Raw genomic sequence first — 19,191 nt, 5'->3', positions numbered from 1 at the left:
ATTACTTAATTTAAAAACGTAATGGATTCTCCCGGACCACCTGTGTCAGAAAGAGCTTAACATTCATAAAACAAATCGGAGATCGGATTAGAATGAGTAAAAACATAATGCAAAGCCGGCATGATGAATATCATAAATTATCTCGTGGGGAACGGATTGGTTACGGGATGGGTGACTTTGCGCAAAACCTTGTGTTTGGGACGATAGGGGGTTTTCTGGCACTTCACATGTTGACCGTAAATACAATCGGTACAGCAACGGCGGGATTCATATTTCTTTTTGTGCGCATCATCAACGTTTTTTGGGATCCGATGGTAGGCACCTATGTTGACAAAAGAAGTTCAGCGGCTGGCAAGTATCGCCCCTGGATTTTAAGGGCCGGCGTTCCGCTCGTTATTCTTTCCGCTTTACTTTTTGCGCCCATTCCGGGCGTCAAAGGTTCCGTTCCCTTTGCGTTTATCGTTTATCTGGCACTGGATCTCGTTTATTCCGTAGTGAACATACCTTATGGTTCCCTGAATGCTTCTTTAACAAGAGATCCTGAATCGATTGATAAACTGACCAGTACGCGAATGATGTTGGCTAACAGTGCCAATCTGCTGGTCTATACCCTCTTCCCTATGTTTGTCCAGATGGCCTCGCCAAAGGATCGGAGCCTTAAGGATACGGGGTTCTTTGGCCTTGAGCTCAATATGGGGAACTATACCGATCCATCAGCGAACTACGCCTGGTTTGGCGTTTACTCGATTTATATGGTAATCGGAGCGGTTGCACTTTTCATTTGCTATAAATTCACTAAAGAACGTGTGGTTGCCTCTGCCGAGCAAACGGCCAACGTAAAAACGACAGATTTATTCCTTGAACTCAAAAATAACCGCCCTCTGGTTATTCTCGGACTCTTTTTCATGCTGGCCTTTACGTTCATGTTCTTCATGAACACGGTAAATGGCTTTTTCAATCAGTATGTTGTCGGCCATTCCGAATGGATGGGCGCCGTTGGCCTTGTCGCCTCAATACCGGGCATCCTGTTCCCGATTTTTTGGCCCAAACTGAAGAAAATCTTCGGTAAAAAAGGATTCTTCCACATTTTCCTGGGCATGTTTATTGTAGGGGAATTATTAACTTACGTTTGGTCACGTGAGGGTATGCATGATGCGCTCTGGCTGGCTTACATCGCTACATTCATTAAACAGTGGGGCTTAACGTCGGCTACCGGATTCATGTGGGCACTTGTTCCTGAAGTCATTGCTTATGGTGAATTAAAATCAGGCAAGCGAAATGCTGCCATCATCAACGCCATTATGGGTCTCTTTTTCAAAATTGGTTTTACTATCGGCGGAGCGATTCCACTGTGGTTACTGGCTGTTTATGGCTTTAACGAAACAGGGGCACAGCAGAGCGCCAATGCTATTGACGGAATAATCATCACTGCGGTCTGGATCCCAATCGTGTTAGCGTTTATCTCGATGATCGTCATTCACATTTATCCTATCTCAGATAAACATGTCACGGATATTAACCGTCAGCTTGATGAGATCCGCGTTTAGTTTTATTTTCATTAAAAATGTCTTAGAACGATATAAGTCAGTAAAATTTAAAAGGTAGAATGTTATGTCACTTATTCAGAACCCTGTACTCCCTGGTTTTAACCCAGACCCAAGCATTATCCGTGTAGAAGATACCTACTATATCGCAAACTCAACGTTTGAGTGGTTCCCTGGCGTTCGCTTGCATGAATCAAAAGACCTGCAAAACTGGACTCTTCTGCCCAGTCCTCTGTCCACAACAGCGCTTTTAGATATGAAAGGCAACCCCTCTTCTGGCGGGATTTGGGCTCCGGCGCTCTCATACGCCGATGGCAAATTCTGGTTGGTTTATACAGATGTGAAAATCACAGAAGGCGCTTTTAAGGACATGACAAATTATCTGACCACCGCAACAGATATACGTGGTCCGTGGACCGATCCCATCAAACTAAATGGGGTCGGCTTTGATGCGTCACTGTTCCATGATGAAGACGGGCGTAAATATTTGGTTCAACAAACCTGGGATCACCGAGAGTACCATCATCCTTTTGATGGTATTACCTTAACGGAGCTGGATACCCGGACATTAAAATTAAAACCAGAGACAGCGCGGACTATTTATCGCGGCACAGCCGTTGCACTGGTAGAGGGGCCACATCTCTATAAACTGAACGGCTATTACTATCTTTTCGCCGCTCAGGGCGGGACTGTATTTACCCACCAGGAGGTGGTTGCGCGATCCAGAACCTTAGAGGCCAACAGTTTTGAAACAGAGCCCGGCGAAGTCTTCTTAACTAACGTCGATACGCCAGACAGCTATATCCAGAAGCAGGGGCATGGGGCGTTGGTGTCCACCCCCAGCGGTGAGTGGTATTATGCCTCGCTCTGCGCACGTCCGTGGAATCGTGCAGGTGAGTCAGCCTACGATCCTCGTGGTTGGTCAACCCTTGGCCGGGAAACGTCTATTCAGAAAGTGTACTGGGATGAAGATGGCTGGCCACGTATTGCGGGAGGCCATGGTGGAAAAACCTTTGTCGAGGGGCCGACCGATGCCATTTATACCGAAAGCGCAAAAGACCATAGCCAGCACGATGATTTTAAAACGGCGACACTCGATATTAACTGGAATACGCTTCGTGTCCCCTTTACAGAAAAAATGGGTACCACGGGCGATGGAAGGCTGACGTTAACAGGACAGGGTTCTTTAGCGAATACCCATAACCTTTCGCTGATTGCCCGACGCTGGCAAGCCTTTTATTTTGATGCTCAGGTCAAAGTCAAATTTAATCCATTTAATTACCAACAAATGGCCGGGTTGACGAATTATTATAATGACCGCCACTGGAGTTTCGTTTTCATTACCTGGAATGAAATCAACGGCTCTGTCATCGAAATAGGTGAGAATAACCGTGGAAAATATACCTCTTATTTGAAAGATAACGCCATCAAGATCCCGGAGGGCACAGAATTTGTCTGGTTCCGCACGAAAGTTCGGAAGGAAACTTATACGTATGAATACAGCTTCGATGGCGTCACTTTCACAGAGATCCCTGTTAAGTTAGATGCCGCTATTCTTTCTGATGATTATATCCTGCAAAGCTACGGCGGCTTCTTTACCGGAGCGTTCGTTGGCCTGGCGGCAGTCGACTACTCTGGTTACGATGCCAGCGCAGAGTTTTATAACTTTGTTTATCAGGAGCTTGGCGATAAGAAAACTGGCGATAATGCCTGGAGCTGGGACGCGAGCGAGTCCCGTTTTGATTAAATAATAAAACGCCTGCGTTATTGCAACGATAACGCAGGTTCTAAGGGGCTACCTGATACCGTGACGCCGCGCGTGTAATAGCAAACGGCTTTATGCGGCACCCGGGTAGATGAAGCAATGCTGGTCCTGGCAAACCTCTCCTGCACAAATAATTGCCAGAATATCTCTTCCGCTTGGCATAAGCATCATGATTATTAGTAGGTTTATCATAAATCATTCGGTGCTTAGTTGCTGAAGAGATTAGCATGTAGTATTTTGAAATTTTCACAGTAACGCTGATTTTTAAGGAAGTTATTAAGTTTCATAATAAATATACGATTAAATGAGCTTCGCGGCAGAATATATAAACAGATCACTTACGGCGATTTATTTCCCCAGGGAAATAAAGCATGACTAAGAAGGGGCAATAAAATGAAGAAGATACTATTCATGACGATTTTCCTGGGTATGAGCGCATCGGTTGCTGCCGGAGAAGCGCATTTTTGTGGTTCGCCTGAAGTTAGTGCTTTGGCAAGCGGTCGACAAGATATTAATGACAGCACGGTTTTCACCTGCGGGAGTGGCATTAAAGGTACTCTTCCAGAACTGGCAAAACAGGGCTGGAAAATTGTGCAAGTAAGCGATCAGATGGCATCGACTTCCCAGATGGATCCGAGTAAAGCCACTGTCTATTCGCGTTTAATTATACAGAAAGACTGAGTGCGTTCGGTTGCTGTATATTCTTTATAAACTCCGCACTACGACAGAACAGAGATTCCCGGCAGACATACCGGGAATCAGATAAAACTGCAAATTTCATAAATGAACAACTGGACAGGATATTAATCAAAGATAGGGGAACATTTTAAAAGCCGACCATAAGTTATCATTGAGCGCAACAAGCCCAACGGAAATATAGGCCAGTATCGCGAGAAACCCTGTCAGGTATAAAATGGGTTTTTTAATTTTTCGCCTGAATTTATAAATGACGACTGTAGTGATCGCCATCACAATGGCCTGCCATATCAGATTTGTACCCAGATCGTAGGGATTAACCACACTCCCTATCATCATGGGTACAGTAAGAATAGAGTATGCACCCTTGAGTACAAACCATACGATCCCGCCAGGAACTGCGAGAATACCGCCCTGATAAACTAACATACCCGCAGAATTGAGCCCGGGAATGAGAATTAAACCAAAAACAATCGCCCAGGCCAGGCAGGCGACTATAAGATACCCAATAGCCTGACCTATAACCTGATCACCCTCATGATGCGACGAATTAAGAGCAGAGTTAGCAAGTTCTGATTGATATTTTTCCTTCGCGTCTGCAATTCGAGCCTGTGATTCAGTATCGTACTGTAAATGAGGTCTGGCATTTGTTACATAATTCCCATCACCATCTTGTCTTACACCCATAACAAATCCTCTTTATTATTAATTAGCTTTGATGCGTAGTTAACAACTTATTTTCTTATGAGAATTTACTCACCCATATTTTCAAGTGGATATTGTAACTAAGTAGAAAAGAAAATGAAGACAGCAGAGAAATTATATTTTCATTGCAATATGAAGTACTTCATTCCTGATTGCTATTTCTATTCATTTAGCATTCCTGTCCTTCCGGCTGGTGACCGCAACACTGGCCACTGCCTGTGATGACCGGTGGGCCCTGCTCAGTGAGCTGGTTAAACTCATTGTTTAAACGGTATCAGCTTTTAATAAAAAGCAGTAACAAAAAAGCCCTGCGATATTGCTATCGCAGGGCTTTCAAATTTGGCGGAAGCGTAGAGATTCGAACTCTAGAACCCTTTCGGGTCGCCGGTTTTCAAGACCGGTGCCTTCAACCGCTCGGCCACGCTTCCTAAGTGAGGCGAACTATAAACACCTCCGGGCACCCTGTAAAGCGCACCCGCGATCGTTCGCCTGAAAAATAGTCAAAATGCGTTTAATCGGTTGAATAGACAACGCATTGACCATTTTATCAGCACAACATCTCACCGCCGATACTCAGTGCTTTTTGATGTACATGTCTTTGGTGTAATAGTACCCCAGCTTATCCGGCGTAAAGCCCCCTACCCACGGCTTCACCAGGTGGGTGCGCACGTAGTGATAAACCGGGATCGCCGGTACGTCCCGCGCCAGCAGATCTTCAGCCTGCTGGTAGAAGGTGCCGCGCTCGGCGGTGGTCTTCGCTTTTGCGGCGTTGTCCAGCGCCTCGTCATAGGCCGGATTGCTGTACTGGCTGGTATTTTGACTGTCGCCGGTACGGAAGTTATTCAGGAAGGTGGCCGCATCGTCGTAATCGGCGATCCAGGCATAGCGCACCGCATCAAAGTTGTGGGTGTGCATGGTGTCCAGCATCGTTTTCCATTCCTGGTTTTGCAGCTTCGCCTCCACGCCGAGGTTTTTCTTCCACATCGAGCTGGCAGCGATGGCAATCCGCTGGTGCGACTCCGAGGTGTTATACAGCAGATTAAAGCTCAGCGGATGGCTGTCGTTATAGCCCGCCTCGTTCAGCAGTTTTTTCGCTTCGGCAATGCGTTTTTCCAGCGGCCAGCTGGCGTAGTCCGGATTGTGCAGTTTAACACCGCCGATATCCGGCTGGCTGATGACCCACGCCGGACGCTGCCCCTGCCCTAACACCTTCCCGGCGATAATGTCTTTATCCAACGCCAGGTTCAGCGCCTGACGCACGCGCGGGTCGTTAAACGGCGGGCGGGTGGTGTTGAATTCGTAGTAATAAGTCGCCAGTTGCGGGGAGACATCCAGCTCGCTGCCCAGCGTTTTTTGCAGCTGGGAAAACTGGTTGATTGGCACGGTATAGACAATATCAATTTCGTCCGCCTTGTAGCGGTTGACGTCGGCGGCTTCGGAGGCGATCGGCAGGTACGTCACCTTGTTGATCACCGTATGGGCGTTGTCCCAGTAGCGCGGGTTACGCTCGGCAACGATCCGCTCGTTGACCACCCACTGGCTGAGGGTATAGGCCCCGCTGCTGACAAAGTGCTCCGGCTTGGTCCACTTATCGCCATAGCGGCCAATCAGCACCTTATCGACCGGCACCAGCGACGGGTGCGCCAGCATGGCAAGGAAGGCGGCGTTAGGCTGGGTTAGCGTCACTTCAAGGGTGGTGTCATTCAGGGCTTTTACTCCCAGGGTGTCGGGAGATTTCTTGCCCTCGGCGATATCGGTGGCGTTCAGCAGATGCATGCTGCCGGGGTAGCTGGCGTAGGGCGAAGCAGTTTTAGTATCCACCAGCCGTTGCCAGCTCCAGACCACGTCCTGAGCGGTGATGGCAGTGCCGTCACTCCAGGTAATGCCCGGGCGAAGATGGAACGTCCAGACGGTGTTGTCCTTATTCTCCCATTTCTCAGCCAGCCGCGGTTGGATCTCCCCGTCCGGCGAGACGCTGACCAGACCTTCGAACAAATCGCTGATAATATTGAATTCGACGTCGCTTTCGACTTTATGCGGATCGAGCGATGCCGGTTCATTGCCATTATTCCTGACCAGTTCCTGCTTCTCTGCCAGCTCAGTGCCTGCCGGTACGCTGGCGGCAAAGGCCGTTGCGCTTGCGCAAAGGATGCCTGCCGTCAGCAAAGAGAGTGTAAATGTCGCGCGTGATGATGGTTTCATGTCCTTCGCCTTATCGTTTCGTTTTGTCGACGCAAAATAACTCTTAGCGTTGCGGCTGGAATAAGGCAATATATTTCAGTGACCTATAAGAGCTTGATCTGATTAATCCTGACAAACCGCGGTTCGTTCTGCATATGGTGCGTTGTGGAACATTTCATGCTGGCTCTTCCCCTAAGACGCTGAGTAAAGATGGGTAAAACCACTTTGTAACCGGCGCGTCGTTTTCTATTCTTGCCGTTAATTACATCTGTCATAAGAGAGTGACTCATGGATCGTATTATTAGTTCTTCACGCGACCGCACATCGCTGCTCAGTACCCACAAGGTGCTGCGCAATACCTACTTTATGCTCAGCCTGACGCTGGCCTTCTCCGCGCTGACGGCAACCGCCAGCACCGTGCTGATGCTGCCGTCTCCGGGTCTGATTCTGACGCTGGTCGGCATGTACGGTCTGATGTTCCTTACCTACAAAACCGCTGACAAGCCGGTAGGTATTTTGTCCGCGTTCGCCTTCACCGGTTTCCTGGGCTATATCCTGGGGCCAATGCTTAACACCTACCTGTCTGCCGGGATGGGCGATCTGATCGGCCTGGCATTGGGTGGTACGGCGCTGGTGTTCTTCTGCTGTTCCGCTTATGTGCTGACCACCCGCAAAGACATGTCTTTCCTCGGCGGTATGCTGATGGCGGGCATCGTGGTGGTGCTGATTGGTATGGTGGCAAACATCTTCCTGCAGCTGCCGGCTCTGCACCTGGCCATCAGCGCAGTGTTCATCCTGATCTCCTCCGGGGCGATCCTGATGGAAACCAGTAACATCATTCATGGCGGCGAGACCAACTACATCCGCGCCACCGTGAGCCTGTATGTGTCGCTGTATAACATCTTTGTTAGCCTGCTGAGCATCCTGGGCTTCGCCAGCCGCGATTAACCCTCAGTGCTGTATAAAAAGCCCCGCTTATGCGGGGCTTTCTTTTTTGGTAAACTGCCGCAGTTTTCGATAAACCTGTGATGATTATGCTGAACTTTGAAGGTAAAGAGATTGAGACCGATAGCGAAGGCTATCTGAAAGAGACCAGCCAGTGGAGCGAAGGGCTGGCGGCTATCATTGCCGAAAAAGAGTCTATCGCCCTGACGCCGGAGCACTGGGAAGTGGTGCGGTTCGTGCGTGATTTCTATCTGGAATTTAACACCTCCCCCGCCATCCGCATGCTGGTGAAAGCGATGGCCAATAAGTATGGCGAGGAGAAAGGCAACAGCCGCTATCTGTATCGTCTGTTCCCGAAAGGCCCGGCAAAACAGGCGACCAAAATCGCCGGCCTGCCTAAGCCCGTGAAGTGCATTTAATAGCGAATACCGAAATTGACGTAGTCCCGGTCGGGTTGATGCGGTTCTGACAGGACCTTTTCAACCCGGGCGATGCGGGGCCCGCCCGCTTTAAGCCAGGCAAGCAGTTTGTCGACCTGTTCCGCTTCGCCGCAGGCCACCACCTCAACGCTGCCGTCATCCATATTGCGCGCGTACCCGGTCAACCCCAGCTCTGTAGCTTCACGCTGGGTGCTATAACGAAAGCCAACCCCCTGAACCGTGCCGTGAACCCACGCGATTGTGCACACTTTTGCCATGATATTTCCCCTTATCCGTGCCTGGCCCTGAACCACAAGAATAGCAAATTATGGCCGGACGATTAGCGTAACGTTTTGGGTAAGCACCCGTAATGCTGGCGGAAACGGGCCGTAAAACGCGAGCTGGAAAGGTACCCACACTGCATGGCGATCTCACCGACGGGCAGCCGTGTCGACTGCAATTGAGACAGCGCAACCGCCATGCGCACCTCCTCCACGATCTGGCGAAAGCTGTGCGACTCTTCGCGTAACCGTCGGCGTAAGGTCGGCACGCTGACGGCCAGACGGCTGGCAACATCCTGCGCGGTCCATGCCCGGGCGGGAGACATCATGATGAACTGCCGTACCTGCTCGGTGAGATTGACGTTGCGTTCGATAAGCAGCGGCCCCGCCACCCCATCATGCAGCAGCGCCAGCAGCAGCCCGAAAGCCTGATGCTTTTGCAGTTCGTCGGGAAAATCATGCCGGACTGCATGCAACAGGTTGCCCCACATAAAAGCCAGCCCTTCGCTGAGCGGCGCACAGAGCGAGTCGGTTTTGCTGCGCGGCCAGGATTGCAGGTAATGGGCTTTAAACGCCGCGATAATATCCGGCGACAACAGCAGCAAATCAGAATGGAAAATGCCCTGCGCTGGCTGATTAACGATCTCCATCGGCGTATTCGCCGGGATAATGATCAGCTCATCGGGGGTAGCAACCAGACGGCTATCCTCATGAATAATCACCTTACTACCGTGCGTGATATGGCAGATGGCAGGATAAAACAGCTTAACCTGATGCAGGCGATGCATTTTGCTGGCACTGACCTCAGCCGCGGTCAGATGTTTATGTTGAAAATGAAAATCCTGCACCGGGCCACCTCTATCTTGCGTATGTTGCGGTTAATTGCGCTTTCGCCAGCGCGTGGCTGTTGAGCATGAAACCGACCAGTGCGCCGCTGGCGCTTTTATCGATGGGCAGTTTATCCACATCCAGCGCCCAGACGGTTATCTGGTACGGGTGAGGCTTGTCTCCTTCCGGCGGGCACGCGCCGCCAAAGCCAGAGTAACCGAAATCATTACGTCCCTGCACAGCTCCTGCGGGTAATTTCTCGTTATTCTGGTTGCCGGCACCGGCAGGGAGCTCCTGCGTTTGTGCAGGAATGTTCACCACCGTCCAGTGCCACCAGCCGCTGCCGGTAGGCGCAGCGGGGTCATACACCGTGATGGCAAAACTTTTCGTACCCTGCGGCTGATTTTTCCATGTCAGCTGCGGCGATTCGTTGCCGCCATGACAGCCAAAGCCGTCGAAGACCTGATTCTGGGTTAATCGCTGTTCGCCGGAAATATCCCGGCTGTTGATGCTGAAAGGTAATGCCGCTGAGACCGTAAAACTCATCCCCGCCAGAGTGGCTGCTGCGATTGCAATGTGCTTTTTCATTCGAGTTTCCTTTTGCTGAGCTGGAAACATCAATGTAAATCCCGCAGCAAAGGGATGATGTGCCAGAGCGATTTTAAATTGTGCCGAAACGCTCAATAGTGTCCGCAGATGATTGCCCCTGACCATCTGTGCTACTCTACGCGCCATTTCCCTGGAATCGACAGAATAGTAAATTATGAGTGTACGTTTAGTGTTAGCCAAAGGGCGCGAGAAATCCTTGTTGCGCCGCCATCCCTGGGTCTTCTCCGGCGCGGTTGCGCGTATGGAAGGCAAAGCCAACCTCGGTGAAACCATCGATATTGTTGATCATCAGGGGAAATGGCTGGCGCGCGGCGCATACTCGCCAGCGTCTCAGATCCGCGCCCGCGTCTGGACCTTCGATAAAGATGAAACCATCGACATCGCTTTCTTCGTTCGCCGTCTGCAGCAGGCGCAGCAGTGGCGCGACTGGCTGGCAAAACGCGACGGGCTGGACAGCTATCGTCTGATCGCCGGTGAATCCGACGGTCTGCCGGGCGTGACCATCGACCGTTTCGGTAACTTCCTGGTGCTGCAGCTGTTAAGTGCGGGTGCTGAATATCAGCGCGCGGCGTTAATCAGCGCCCTGCAGGCGCAGTATCCTGAGTGCGCTATTTACGATCGCAGCGACGTTGCGGTGCGTAAAAAAGAGGGTATGGAGCTGACCCAGGGCCCGGTCACCGGTGAACTGCCGCCGGCCCTGCTGCCTATCGAAGAGCACGGCATGAAACTGCTGGTGGATATTCAGGGTGGCCATAAAACCGGTTACTACCTCGATCAGCGCGACAGCCGTCTGGCGACCCGTCAGTACGTTGCCGACAAACGCGTGCTGAACTGCTTCTCCTATACCGGTGGTTTTGCGGTTTCAGCTCTGATGGGCGGCTGCAGCCAGGTTGTGAGCGTCGACACGTCTCAGGAAGCGCTGGACGTGGCGAAACAGAACGTTGAGCTGAACAAGCTGGATCTGAGCAAAGCCGAATTTGTGCGCGATGATGTCTTTAAGCTGCTGCGCAAATATCGCGACCAGGGTGAGAAGTTTGACGTTATCGTGATGGATCCGCCGAAATTCGTCGAGAACAAAAACCAGCTGATGGGCGCCTGCCGTGGGTATAAAGACATCAATATGCTCGCGATCCAGCTGCTTAATCCGGGTGGCGTGCTGCTGACGTTCTCCTGTTCCGGCCTGATGACCACCGAATTGTTCCAGAAAATTATCGCGGATGCCGCTGTAGATGCTGGCCGTGATGTACAATTTATAGAGCAGTTCCGTCAGGCGGCCGATCATCCGGTGATCGCTACCTATCCGGAAGGGCTGTATCTGAAAGGATTTGCCTGTCGCATCATGTAACTTGAAAAGTGGAATGTTGCCCTCACCTATAGAGTAAGTAACGTTTCCCGGGAGGTGACTATGATTGCCAGCAAATTCGGTATCGGCCAGCAGGTCCGCCACTCCCTGTTAGGATACCTGGGCGTGGTCGTGGATATCGACCCGGAATATTCCCTCGACGAACCGTCAGCGGATGAGCTGGCGGTGAACGCAGAACTCCGCGCCGCCCCCTGGTACCACGTGGTGATGGAAGACGACGAAGGCCAGGCCGTGCATACCTATCTTGCCGAAGCCCAGCTCAGTGGCGAGCAGCAGGATGAACACCCTGAACAGCCTTCCATGGATGAACTGGCGCAAACGATCCGCAGACAGTTACAGGCCCCGCGCCTGCGCAACTAACCAGAAACCCGGTAGCCAAAGGCTGACCGGGTTTTTTATTACTTCGCCATCCCCAGTCGAGGGATCTCAATCGCCGGGCAGCGGTCCATCACCACGTTCATGCCCGCGTCACGCGCCAGCACTGCCGCCTGTTCGTTAATTACCCCAAGCTGTAACCACAGGGTTTTCGCCCCGACGGCAATGGCTTCCTGCGCGACGCCCCAGGCAGCTTCAGAATTACGGAACACATCCACCATATCGATTTTTTCCGGTACCTCTGCCAGGGTGCCGTACCCCTGCTGGCCTAACAATGTTTTGCCTGCCACTTTTGGCGATACCGGGATCACGTGATAGCCCTGATCGAGCAGATATTTCATCACCCGATAGCTCGGGCGATCGGGTTTGTCACTTGCTCCCACCAGCGCAATGGTTCGGGTGGTGGAAAGGATCTCAGCAATATCGTTCTGTTTCATGAACTTCCTCCTGGCGTGTTCAACATCAATATCCATGCAGTGAGAGCAACCTGTCATCCCATACGTCTGCATGAGGGCAAATTGCCGGCTTATGTCTATATGTTAGTAAATATGATTGAAGAAAAATTTTGATACATTATTCATGACGCGCGTCTTTTAAGAGGGCTTTTTATGAAAACCGGCATTGCCTGGAGTCTGTTTGCGCTGCTCATGCCGGTTTGCGTTTTTGCCACAACGCTGCGGCTCTCTACGGACATCGACCTGCTGGTGCTGGACGGAAAAAAAGTCTCCAGTTCCCTGCTGCGCGGTGCGGACAGCATCGAGCTGGATAACGGCCCGCATCAGATTGTGTTTCGGGTAGAGAAGACCATTCGCCTCGGCAATCATGAAGAGCGGGTCTATATCTCCCCTCCTCTGGTCGCCAGCTTTAACACTCAGCGCATCAGTCAGGTTAATTTTAGCCTTCCCCGACTGGAAACAGAAAAAGAGTCACAACTTTTTGATCATTCACCGCATATTGAATTACTGGATGGCGATGCGACCCCGATCCCGGTGAAGCTGGATATTCTGGCGATCACCGATACGCCGACCGGCGTAAACTATGAGTACGATACCGAGCGTTATAACAAAGCTGGTCAGAGCGCCTCGCTACCGCAGTTCTCCACCACCATGGCCGATGACAGCACTCTGTTATCCGGCATCTCCGAGCTGGATATGCCGCCCCCGCAGTCGCAGAATCTGACAGAGCAGCGGCTAAAATACTGGTTTGCCCAGGCCGATCCCGAGACCCGCCGCCGTTTTCTGCAATGGGCGAAGCAACAACCCTCGTCCTGAGCCGCATTTTTTATCCCTTTCCCTTGCAGCATCAGGTGCTTCCAGTAATCTGTAACCAGTTAACTAACGGATAGAGATTATGGAACTCACAACCCGCACACTGCCGGACCGCAAACATATCGCGCTGGTGGCGCACGATCACTGCAAACAGATGCTGCTCAACTGGGTACAGCGTCACAAATCCCTGCTGGAAAAACACCGCCTTTCAGCCACCGGGACCACCGGTAACCTGATTCATCGCGAAACCGGGCTGGAGGTTAATGCCATGCTGAGCGGCCCCATGGGCGGCGATCAGCAGGTGGGTGCACAGATTTCGGAAGGAAAAATTGATGTGCTGATCTTCTTCTGGGATCCCCTGAATGCCGTACCGCACGATCCGGACGTCAAAGCGCTGCTGCGTCTGGCAACGGTGTGGAATATTCCCGTCGCCACCAACCTGTCAACGGCGGACTTTATCATTGCCTCTCCGCAGTTCAACGACCAGGTGGAGATTTTGATCCCGGATTATCAGCGCTATCTGGCTGAACGCCTGAAGTAAGTGCCCGCCCTGCCGGGTGGCGGCTTCGCCTTACCCGGCCTACGAAAAGCCCAAAACCGTCGACCCGCACACCCGTAGGCCCGTGCAAGCGCAGCGCCGCCGGGCATCAGGCCGCACCATCCGTAGGCCCGGTAAGCGCAGCGCCACCGGGCAACACACCGCTACGGTTTTCGCGCCACCGGTACATCTATCTCCTTCAAAATGTCCACAAAGCGTGAAGGCTGCTCTTTGTTAAACAGCAGCCAGACGCGGTGACGGGCGCGGGTGATCGCCACATACAGTAATCGCCGCTCTTCCGCATCGGGGAACTCTTCCACCGCCGGCAGCAGAGCCTGCTCCATTACCGATTCACGCGCAGGTGCCGGGAAGCCATCGCTCCCTTCCTGCAACCCCACCACAATGACGTAATCCGCCTGCTGCCCCTTACTGGCGTGAATAGTCATAAAATCGAGCTGCAATTTCGGCCAGCGGGTCGCAGCTTTCTCCAGGCTGGCAGGTTTAAGGTGGTGATAGCGCGCCAGCACCAGAATGCGCTCCTCCGGCCTGGCGTAACCGCTCAGTTTATCCAGCAGGGCATCGAGCTGATCCTCAGCCAGCAGCGTGACCGCTTTTTTGTCCCCGGCCGACAGGCTGTTCAGCGGTTTTGCCAGCTGATGCGGGTTCTGCTGGATAAACCGGTTGGCGATCTCACCGATCCGGTTATTAAAGCGGTAGGTGGTATCGAGATCGCAGCGATCGCCCTCGCCAAAGTAGTGGTGGAACGCCGTGGTCAACGACAGCTGCGCGCCGCTAAAGCGGTAGATCGCCTGCCAGTCATCCCCTACGGCAAACAGGGTAGTGTGCTTATTCTGCGCCCGTAGCGCCGCCAGCAGCGCCGCGCGCTGGGGGGAGATATCCTGAAACTCATCCACCAGGATGTGCTTCCACGGACTGACAAAGCGCCCCTTCTCGAGAATAATGATGGCCTGATGGATCAACCCGGAAAAATCGACGGCATTTTCTTCCTTAAGGGCGGTTTTCCACGCTTTTAACAGCGGAGCCATCAGCTTCACCCGCTTCGAAAACAGGGTCCGGATCGCCTCGGGCGCGCCGGCAATCATCTCGGCCTGCGCGCCGCCGTGCATTCGCATCAGGCTCACCCAGCGATCGAGCCGCGGAGCCAGCCGACGCGCCAGCTTTTCGTTTTGCCAGAAACTGCCTTCCGGCACGCTCCAGCCAAGCTCCTCTTCCAGCCACTGACGCCACCCTTTGGCCTGCGCTTTTTTCTCGCTGCACTGCTGTTGCCAGGCCTCGATAAAAATCTGTTGCCGCGCCACGGTGTCGTTCTCCAGCTTGCTGACGACCGGCACCTTTTTGCTCCCCTGCTGGATGATGTGCAGGGCCAGGGAGTGGAAAGTTCTGGCGGTAATGTCGCGGGTATGCAACCGGGCCTCGATCCGCTCATCCATCTCCTGGGCCGCCTTACGGCCGAATGCCAGGAGTAAGATTTGCTCGGGAGCCGCTTCATTGCGGGTCAGCAGCCAGCCCGCCCGCGCCACCAGCACCGAGGTTTTGCCGCTGCCGGCCCCCGCCAGCACCAGCAGCGACTGCTCGCCGTTAACCACCGCCCGGGCCTGGGCCGGGTTGAGAGGAGATGACTCAATATCGGCAAAAAAGTCGGCATACTGACTGAGCATGGCGGTGGTCCACGCCTGGTTGTGCGCCAATCGGCTCCGGTCAATATCGTCCAGCCAGGCCCGGCACTGACGCCAGGCGTCCCGGCAGTTATCAAACTCTTCCAGCCGCGAGACCGACAGGGGGAGCGCCTGTAATGCCTGCGTAATTTTTTGCTGCAGGCCCAGCGTTTTTTCCCGCGTCAGCCAGCTGTTTTGCTCATTGCTGGTGGAAATGTCATTCAGCGCGTTTTGCAGTACCTGCGCCGCCACCTCGCTCATTTCAGCACTCCATTGCTGCCAGAGCGTATTCAGATGGTGGTGAAAACGCTGGGTTTCCGCCCACTCCGTTCCGTGCAGCCGCACCACTTTCTCTTCGGGCAGGACAAACTCCAGCTCGCCCCAGACCAGGCCGCGCTTACAATGAATGGCCAGCAGCTGATTGAAGGGAATGAGGTATTCGTGGCGTTCGCCAGAGACTTTCACCCCGGCATTGAGCAGAACGACTTTGTCGTACGGATGTTGTGCCAGGCGTTTGCCTAACGAAGTTGCTTTCAGTTCCATGTCCAGCCCGATCCACGACGTGAGAAATTGCCTGATAGTTTAACTGCCAGTTTTCAGGTGCTCCAGCGCAAAAAAACGTTACAATCAGCAGGGCTTCAACATTATGGAAAGAATTGAGGTTTTATGCGTACCGTTCTGAATATTTTGAATTTTGTCCTGGGTGGTTTTGCCACCACGCTCGCCTGGCTGCTGGCAACGCTGGTCAGCGTGGTGCTGATCTTCACCCTGCCGCTGACGCGCTCCTGCTGGGAGATCACCAAACTGTCACTGGTTCCGTACGGTAACGAAGCCGTTCACGTGGACGAGCTGGAGCCTGACAGCAAAAGCGCGCTGATGAACACCGGCGGAACGCTGCTCAATATCTTGTGGCTGATCTTTTTCGGCTGGTGGCTGTGCGTGATGCACATTGCGGCGGGGATCGCCCAGTGCCTGACGCTTATCGGTATCCCGGTCGGGATCGCCAATTTTAAAATTGCCGCCATTGCCTTGTGGCCTGTCGGACGCCGGGTCGTCCCGGTGGAAGTTGCCCGTGCCGCGCGGGAAGCCAACGCCCGCCGTCGTTTTCCGTAACAAGGATCCCGTGCGCACATGCTAAGCCCGCTGATTCGCCGCTACACTCTCAACAGCGCCTGGCTGTACAACGCCAGGATCTTTATTGCCCTGTGTGGCAGCACCGCCCTGCCCTGGTGGCTGGGCGACGTGAAGCTGACCATTCCGCTGACGCTGGGCGTCGTCGCCGGGGCGCTGGCCGATCTGGATGACCGTCTCGCCGGTCGGCTGCGCAATCTGGTTATTACGCTGATCTGCTTTTTTATCGCCTCGGCGTCGGTGGAGCTGCTCTTCCCCTGGCCGTGGCTTTTCGCCATCGGGCTGATGCTCTCCACCAGCGTCTTTATCCTGCTGGGCGGGCTGGGCCAACGCTATGCCACTATCGCCTTTGGCGCGCTGCTGATTGCTATCTATACCATGCTGGGGGTATCGCTTTACGACCAGTGGTATCAACAGCCGGTGCTCCTGCTCCTGGGAGCGGTCTGGTATAACCTGCTTACTCTCTCCGGGCACCTGATCTTCCCCATTCGCCCGTTGCAGGACAATCTGGCCCGCAGCTATGAGCAGCTGGCGCACTATCTGGAACTCAAGTCCCGGCTCTTTGACCCGGACATTGAAGGTGACGGTCAGGCGCCGCTGTACGATCTGGCCCTGGCTAACGGCCAGTTGGTGACCACGCTGAACCAGACCAAAGCCTCGTTGCTTACCCGTTTACGCGGCGATCGTGGTCAGCGCGGCACCCGCCGCACCCTGCATTACTATTTTGTCGCACAGGATATTCACGAACGCGCCAGTTCCTCGCATATCCAGTACGCCGACCTGCGCGAGAAGTTTCGCTACAGCGACGTGATGTTTCGCTTCCAGCGCCTGCTCTCCATGCAGTCTCAGGCCTGTCATCAGCTGTCGCAATCCATCCTGCTGCGCACCCCTTATCAGCACGATCCGCGTTTTGAGCGGGCCTTCACGCACCTGGATGCGGCGCTCGATCGCGTCCAGGCCAGCGGGACCTCAGCCGAACAGATGAAAGCCCTGGGTTTCCTGCTGAACAACCTGCGCGCCATTGATGCCCAGCTCGCCACCATCGAATCCGAGCAGGCGCTGGCAATGCCCGGTAATGATGTTGAAAACCAGTTAGCCGACGATAGGCTGCACGGTTTTAGCGATATGTGGCTGCGCTTAAGCCGCAACTTTTCGCCGGAATCGGCGCTGTTTCGCCATGCGGTGAGGATGTCGGTGGTGCTCTGTATTGGCTACGCCTTTATACAGATAACCGGCCTTAACCATGGCTACTGGATTTTGCTGACCAGCCTGTTTGTTTGCCAGCCCAACTATAATGCCACCCGCCACCGGCTGGCGCTGCGTATTCTCGGTACGCTGGTGGGGGTCGCTATCGGACTGCCTATCCTTTACTTCGTCCCCTCACTGGAAGGCCAGCTGATCTTAATTGTGATCACCGGGGTGCTGTTTTTTGCGTTTCGCAATGTGCAGTACGCGCACGCCACCATGTTTATTACCCTGCTGGTGCTGCTCTGTTTCAACCTGCTTGGGGAAGGCTTTGAAGTAGCACTGCCGCGCATCATTGATACCCTGATCGGCTGCGCCATTGCCTGGGCTGCGGTGAGCTTTATCTGGCCGGACTGGCGGTTCCGTAATCTGCCGCGGGTACTGGATCAGGCGATGAATGCCAACTGCCGGTATCTGGACGCCATTCTCGAGCAGTATCACCAGGGCCGCGATAACCGCCTGGCGTATCGCATAGCCCGACGTGACGCCTATAATCGCGATGCAGAACTGGCTTCGGTGGTCTCGAATATGTCCACCGAACCGCGGGCGACAGCGGAAACGCGGGAAGTCGCGTTCCGTCTGTTGTGCCTGAATCATACCTTTACCAGCTACATTTCGGCGCTGGGCGCGCATCGCGAGCGGCTGACCAGTCCAGCCATCCTGGCCCTGCTTGATGACGCCGTTTGCTACGTGGATGATGCGCTTCATCAACGTCCGGCGGATGAACCTCGTGTTCAGCAGGCCCTGACCGAACTGGCGCAACGCATTTCGCATATTGAACCGGGTGCCGAGAGCAAAGCGCCGCTGGTGCTGCAGCAAATCGGTCTGCTTATCGCGTTGCTGCCAGAAATATGTCGTTTACAGCAGCACGTTAATCAACTGCCGGAGTGAGTGCTGTTATCCACCGGCAGCCTTTTGTACCACTCCACCAGCTCCCGGCGCCTTGTCTCCGGGAGCGCAGCTTCATGCAATCCGACGATCGCCCCTTCCAGTGCGAACAGCACTTTGTAGCTCAGGTGCCTGTTAAGCTCTCTGATCTTCAGCCAGCACTGCTCGGCCCCGAGGGCGCGTAACGCCTCTTCGTTGGCGATGCCCGCCTCGTTCAGCAGGATCTCAAGCTGAAAGGTGAGATTGGGTAAATCTTTCAACCTGTCGCGCTTGTAACGTTCCCGGCGTTCCCGCCGCGCGGCCTCAAGCGCAAATGAGGAGAGCTGCAGGAGCTTATCCCGATCCTGCCAGAGCGCCTCATCGACGCGATAATAATTTAACAATACTGCGCGCCCCCGCTTCACCAGCGTTAAGTATGAGGAGGCATTTTTGACGCAATACTGGGCGCTCTCTTCGCAGGCGCGCAGGTATAGCTCCCCGTCTGACACCATCGCAAAGACCGCGTCATCCACCGCCAGAGTGTATCCACCAAACAGGGCACGATGCTCAACATCACCGAGAGGAGAAAGATATTTTGTTGATTGATAGATCCGTTCGTAAGATAACTTTTTCATGATATTTCCCTTGTAAATCATGGAGTAAAATTAAAGTTGTTTGTTAACGGATCCGTTAGCCAAAAAATAGGTAACTTACGATCGAACGGCAAGATGATTTTTCAATCCGCCTGAATAACA

Annotated in this window: 19 protein-coding genes and 1 tRNA gene; 11 read left to right on the top strand and 9 right to left on the bottom strand. The window is 53.4% G+C overall.

From position 1 onward, the window contains the following. Positions 1-107: 107 nt before the first annotated feature. The 3 genes from ACP4QI_RS07595 (at position 108) to ACP4QI_RS07585 (ending at position 3,990) form a co-directional block, all read left to right on the top strand. Positions 108-1,547 (top strand): MFS transporter, encoded by a 1,440-nt coding sequence (locus ACP4QI_RS07595; protein ID WP_185902419.1) that lies wholly within the window; start codon positions 108-110, stop codon positions 1,545-1,547. 64 nt (positions 1,548-1,611) lie between these two features. Continuing rightward, entirely contained in the window at positions 1,612-3,291 is a 1,680-nt protein-coding gene (locus tag ACP4QI_RS07590) for a glycoside hydrolase family 43 protein (protein ID WP_426494950.1), read from the top strand. A 411-nt stretch (positions 3,292-3,702) separates the two neighbouring features. Then, positions 3,703-3,990 carry a hypothetical protein gene (locus ACP4QI_RS07585; RefSeq protein WP_142488969.1) on the top strand — a complete coding sequence of 96 codons (288 nt, stop codon included), beginning with the start codon at positions 3,703-3,705 and terminating at the stop codon, positions 3,988-3,990. Positions 3,991-4,116: 126 nt separating this feature from the next. On the opposite strand, the gene ACP4QI_RS07580 is transcribed toward ACP4QI_RS07585, so the two are convergent. From ACP4QI_RS07580 to ACP4QI_RS07570, 3 genes are all read right to left on the bottom strand, one after another. Next, the gene (locus ACP4QI_RS07580; RefSeq protein ID WP_285110739.1) at positions 4,117-4,692 is read right to left on the bottom strand and encodes a hypothetical protein; all 576 of its coding nucleotides are present in this window, start codon (positions 4,690-4,692) and stop codon (positions 4,117-4,119) included. Between the two features lie 358 nt (positions 4,693-5,050). Beyond that, a tRNA-Ser gene (locus ACP4QI_RS07575) sits at positions 5,051-5,138 on the bottom strand. A 145-nt stretch (positions 5,139-5,283) separates the two neighbouring features. Next, positions 5,284-6,912, bottom strand: a complete 1,629-nt coding sequence (locus ACP4QI_RS07570) for an ABC transporter substrate-binding protein (RefSeq protein WP_426494951.1) — start codon at positions 6,910-6,912, stop codon at positions 5,284-5,286. A 267-nt stretch (positions 6,913-7,179) separates the two neighbouring features. Between ACP4QI_RS07570 and yccA the strand changes: the two genes are divergently transcribed. Both yccA and tusE read left to right on the top strand, forming a co-directional pair. Continuing rightward, positions 7,180-7,839 carry an FtsH protease modulator YccA gene (yccA, locus tag ACP4QI_RS07565; protein ID WP_032617416.1) on the top strand — a complete coding sequence of 220 codons (660 nt, stop codon included), beginning with the start codon at positions 7,180-7,182 and terminating at the stop codon, positions 7,837-7,839. Between the two features lie 86 nt (positions 7,840-7,925). Next, positions 7,926-8,255, top strand: coding sequence for a sulfurtransferase TusE (gene tusE, locus ACP4QI_RS07560; RefSeq protein ID WP_103823605.1), 330 nt, complete (start codon positions 7,926-7,928; stop codon positions 8,253-8,255). Here tusE and yccX read toward each other — a convergent pair. From yccX to ACP4QI_RS07545, 3 genes are all read right to left on the bottom strand, one after another. Then, on the bottom strand, positions 8,252-8,533 hold the full coding sequence (gene yccX, locus ACP4QI_RS07555) for an acylphosphatase (RefSeq protein WP_285128167.1): 282 nt from the start codon (positions 8,531-8,533) through the stop codon (positions 8,252-8,254). The genes tusE and yccX overlap by 4 nt on opposite strands. A 62-nt stretch (positions 8,534-8,595) precedes the next feature. After that, a complete protein-coding gene (locus ACP4QI_RS07550; protein ID WP_426494952.1) occupies positions 8,596-9,384 on the bottom strand; it encodes a helix-turn-helix transcriptional regulator in 789 nt (262 codons plus the stop codon). A 10-nt stretch (positions 9,385-9,394) separates the two neighbouring features. Further along, positions 9,395-9,952: a kinase inhibitor gene (locus ACP4QI_RS07545; RefSeq protein WP_142488964.1), complete on the bottom strand. Its 558-nt coding sequence runs from the start codon at positions 9,950-9,952 to the stop codon at positions 9,395-9,397. A gap of 175 nt (positions 9,953-10,127) precedes the next feature. On the opposite strand from ACP4QI_RS07545, the gene rlmI reads away from it, so the two are divergent. Then, positions 10,128-11,318 (top strand): 23S rRNA (cytosine(1962)-C(5))-methyltransferase RlmI, encoded by a 1,191-nt coding sequence (rlmI, locus tag ACP4QI_RS07540; protein ID WP_142488963.1) that lies wholly within the window; start codon positions 10,128-10,130, stop codon positions 11,316-11,318. A gap of 60 nt (positions 11,319-11,378) precedes the next feature. After that, positions 11,379-11,696, top strand: coding sequence for a heat shock protein HspQ (hspQ, locus tag ACP4QI_RS07535; RefSeq protein ID WP_032617412.1), 318 nt, complete (start codon positions 11,379-11,381; stop codon positions 11,694-11,696). Between the two features lie 38 nt (positions 11,697-11,734). On the opposite strand, the gene ACP4QI_RS07530 is transcribed toward hspQ, so the two are convergent. Beyond that, complete coding sequence (locus ACP4QI_RS07530; RefSeq protein ID WP_106992629.1) at positions 11,735-12,148, bottom strand: CoA-binding protein; 414 nt, start codon at positions 12,146-12,148, stop codon at positions 11,735-11,737. Positions 12,149-12,319: 171 nt separating this feature from the next. On the opposite strand from ACP4QI_RS07530, the gene csgI reads away from it, so the two are divergent. Further along, the gene (csgI, locus tag ACP4QI_RS07525; RefSeq protein ID WP_426494953.1) at positions 12,320-12,982 is read left to right on the top strand and encodes a curli synthesis inhibitor; all 663 of its coding nucleotides are present in this window, start codon (positions 12,320-12,322) and stop codon (positions 12,980-12,982) included. Between the two features lie 79 nt (positions 12,983-13,061). Further along, positions 13,062-13,520, top strand: a complete 459-nt coding sequence (gene mgsA / locus ACP4QI_RS07520; RefSeq protein ID WP_142488961.1) for a methylglyoxal synthase — start codon at positions 13,062-13,064, stop codon at positions 13,518-13,520. Between the two features lie 161 nt (positions 13,521-13,681). Here mgsA and helD read toward each other — a convergent pair whose 3' ends face one another. Next, complete coding sequence (helD, locus tag ACP4QI_RS07515; RefSeq protein WP_285110736.1) at positions 13,682-15,736, bottom strand: DNA helicase IV; 2,055 nt, start codon at positions 15,734-15,736, stop codon at positions 13,682-13,684. A gap of 123 nt (positions 15,737-15,859) precedes the next feature. Here helD and ACP4QI_RS07510 point away from each other — a divergent pair, with 123 nt between their 5' ends. Both ACP4QI_RS07510 and yccS read left to right on the top strand, forming a co-directional pair. Then, positions 15,860-16,306, top strand: a complete 447-nt coding sequence (locus ACP4QI_RS07510; RefSeq protein WP_142488959.1) for a YccF domain-containing protein — start codon at positions 15,860-15,862, stop codon at positions 16,304-16,306. Positions 16,307-16,324: 18 nt separating this feature from the next. Continuing rightward, positions 16,325-18,460 (top strand): YccS family putative transporter, encoded by a 2,136-nt coding sequence (gene yccS / locus ACP4QI_RS07505; RefSeq protein WP_426494954.1) that lies wholly within the window; start codon positions 16,325-16,327, stop codon positions 18,458-18,460. On the opposite strand, the gene ACP4QI_RS07500 is transcribed toward yccS, so the two are convergent. Then, a complete protein-coding gene (locus ACP4QI_RS07500) occupies positions 18,445-19,071 on the bottom strand; it encodes a TfoX/Sxy family DNA transformation protein (RefSeq protein WP_142488957.1) in 627 nt (208 codons plus the stop codon). The genes yccS and ACP4QI_RS07500 overlap by 16 nt on opposite strands. Between the last annotated feature and the right edge of the window lie 120 nt (positions 19,072-19,191).

This window comes from Leclercia sp. TB492 (genome assembly GCF_049974505.2).
GTDB classification, from domain to species: domain Bacteria; phylum Pseudomonadota; class Gammaproteobacteria; order Enterobacterales; family Enterobacteriaceae; genus Enterobacter; species Enterobacter adecarboxylatus_C.
Note: the sequence above shows the minus strand (reverse complement) of the source record. Positions and strands in the feature narration are given on the sequence as shown.